The following is a 2,596-nucleotide window of genomic DNA, read 5'->3' as shown; positions in this document are numbered from 1 at the left end:
CGGTGCTTGCAGGGTGGTGGTGGTGCCTCCGGGCGCAGGCCCCATTCGCGGTCGCCACCACCTGGCTATGGCGCCACGGTGTTGATGCGGCTGTCTGTCGCACGGCGCGACGGTGCCCCGCGAGCGTGGGCCGGAGAACGGGGGCACCGCCGCCGCCTGCCGCCACGACTTGGAATAGGAATCAGCGCACAGACCGACCAGCGAACGCTGCCTGTCGGCGTCGACGCTTCAGGTCACGGCTTGGCGCTCATCAACCGCGCCACCATGCCTTCGGCCTTGATGTGGTCGAACGCGTTGCGGGTACGGGTGACGGTCTCGTCCGGCGTGCTGCGGCTGTAGGCCATGTAGATGCCGGTGGTCATCTCGTTGAGCGTCAGCACCTTCTCCAGCGCCTTCGGGTCGACGTTCGCCTCTTTGCAGAAGCGGATCACGTCGTTGTCGGGCAGCGGCAGCAGCTGTACCTTGCGATCCAGCAGCATGCGCAGGCTGTCGGTGTTGCGGGCCGAGACGACGAGCTTGTCGAAGCCGCGCGACTGCAGGTACTGCTGACGCACGTCGTCGCGCATCACGCCTACTGCGTAGGCTTTGGCGTCTTGCAGGTTGTGCACCACCACGTCGTCGCGGTCGCGCAGCTTGTACAGGTGGTACTCGATGCGCATGAACTCGCCCGCCCACTTGAATTGGGCTTCACGGCCCTGGGTGCGGGCGATCAGGAAGATCAGCACGTTCGGCTCTTGCAGCGCCAGGTCGTAGGCGCGCGCCCAGGGGTAGAGCGCCACCTTGTAGTCAGTCAAGCCGGCGCGCTTCATCGTCGCCTCGACGATCTCGGTCGCCGGGCCGGTGACCTTGCCGTCACGCAGGTAGGTGTACGAAGAATCCTCGGTGACGACCTTGATGCCGTCGGCCTGAGCGTTGGCGCAGGCGAGTGCCGCAGCCAGCGCCATCACGGGCGCGAACAAGGAGCGAAACTGCATCGGGCACCTCAGTCGTCGAATCATTCGGAAATCTGGTCGCGGCCTTGGCTCTTGGCCCGGTAAAGCGCCTGGTCGGCCTGGTGCAGCAGCAGGTCGAAGTGGTCCATCGTCGCCGGGTCGAACTGCGCCAGGCCGATGCTCAGCGTGACGCAGGCGCTGACCGCCGAGTCGCGGTGCGCAATTGCCAGGGCCTCCATGCGGCGGCGCAGGCGCTCGGCCGCGGTGCGGGCCTGCGCTGCGTCGATGCCGGGCAGCAGTACCGCGAACTCTTCGCCACCGATGCGGGCCACGACCTCGCCGGCGCGGGCGAAGTTGTCTTTCAGCGCTTCGGCCACCAGCTGCAGGCAGCGGTCGCCCTGGGCGTGGCCGTATGCGTCGTTGTAGCGCTTGAAGAAATCGACGTCGCACATCAGCACGGTCAGCGGCTGGCTCAGGCGCTGGGCGCGACGGAATTCGATGTCCTTCAGCTCGTCGAAGTGGCGGCGGTTGGCCAGGCCGGTCAACGGATCGGAGCGCGACTGCTCTTCGAGCCGCTTGTTGGCGGCTCGCAGCTCGGTGGTCTGCTCGTCGACCAGCTCGGCCAGGCGGTCGCGGTGGGCGGCCAGGTCGCGCTCGTCCTGCTTCTGCCGTTCGAGGTAGGTCGAGAGCTTGTGCTGCAGGTCGTTGACGCCGGTCTCGAGCAGCGTCAGCTCGTCGCCGCGCCGTGATTGCCGGGCCAGCTTGAGCGAGTGGCCCAGTGTTGCCGGTGTCAATTCTTCGAGGTGACGCGCGATGTAGCGCACATGCACTGTGACCGAGCTGTTGAACAGCCACATGATCAGCCCGGCCAGCAGCAGCGACTGCACCAGCTGGGTCAGCACGATGTCCAGCACCTCGCCGCGCAAACGCTCGCGCAGCACGCGTTCGTCGCCGACGAGCGTCAGCTGGCCCACCACCTCGCTGGCGCCCGGATACGGCTCGTAGGTCAGCTCGCGGGTGATGGTCGGTGTCATCGGCGATACCGACTGGCCCGGGCGGCGCGATTCGAGCACCTCGGGCGCGCGGCCAGATTGCTGCACGCGCAACTCGACCCGCCCGACCGAGGCCACCTGGGCCGCGCTGTCGAGCTGGGTGCGAAGGGCGTCGCGGTCCATCTCCCAGATGGCTTTGGACAAGGTGCGCTGGAAGACCTGGTCGATCAGCGTCAGCTCGGCGGTCATCGACGCCAGGTTGGCTTGCCAGGCTTGCCAGGTTCGCATTGCCGCGGCGGCCATCGTGAACACGATGCCGAAGGCCAGCGTTGCGATCACCAGCCGACGGCCCAGCGAGCCGGCGCGCGGCGCAGGTGGGGTCAGGGTGGGCGGGCTGCTGAGGCCGGCTTCGAGTTGGTTGGACACGTGCTCAGGTGGCGAGCGGCCTCACAGCCACTTTTTCTTGATGGCGTCGTAGGTGCCGTTGCGGCGGATGGTTTCCAGCCCCTTGCGGAAACGCTCGACCGTTGCGTCGGGTGTCTTCGAGCTGAAGGCCATGTTCAAGCCGTCGTCGTTGGCCAGGTCGGGCAGCGACAGCACGCGCACCAGATGGGTTTCGGGGTCGTCACCGGCCTGGCGGGTCAGGTACCACCGGCCTGGCGGGTCAGGTAC

General features: G+C 67.3%; 3 protein-coding genes. All 3 read right to left on the bottom strand.

Going from position 1 to position 2,596, the window contains the following annotated elements:
* Positions 1 to 233: 233 nt before the first annotated feature.
* The gene (locus tag AC1DYI_RS32320; RefSeq protein WP_477208206.1) at positions 234 to 974 is read right to left on the bottom strand and encodes a substrate-binding periplasmic protein; all 741 of its coding nucleotides are present in this window, start codon (positions 972 to 974) and stop codon (positions 234 to 236) included.
* Between the two features lie 20 nt (positions 975 to 994).
* Positions 995 to 2,350, bottom strand: a complete 1,356-nt coding sequence (locus tag AC1DYI_RS32315; RefSeq protein ID WP_477208205.1) for a GGDEF domain-containing protein — start codon at positions 2,348 to 2,350, stop codon at positions 995 to 997.
* Positions 2,351 to 2,371: 21 nt separating this feature from the next.
* Positions 2,372 to 2,596: hypothetical protein (locus AC1DYI_RS32310; protein ID WP_477208204.1), on the bottom strand; the 225-nt coding region annotated here is incomplete at its 5' end.

This window comes from Ideonella sp. P3_A4 (assembly GCF_056403075.1).
The sequence above is the reverse complement of the archived record's forward strand: the minus strand, read 5'-3'. Positions and strand labels throughout refer to the sequence as shown.

Bases quoted from the DNA above. Each gene is read 5' to 3' on its own strand.
- AC1DYI_RS32320 (WP_477208206.1), bottom strand. From the start codon at position 974: ATGCAGTTTCGCTCCTTGTTCGCGCCCGTGATGGCGCTGGCTGCGGCA.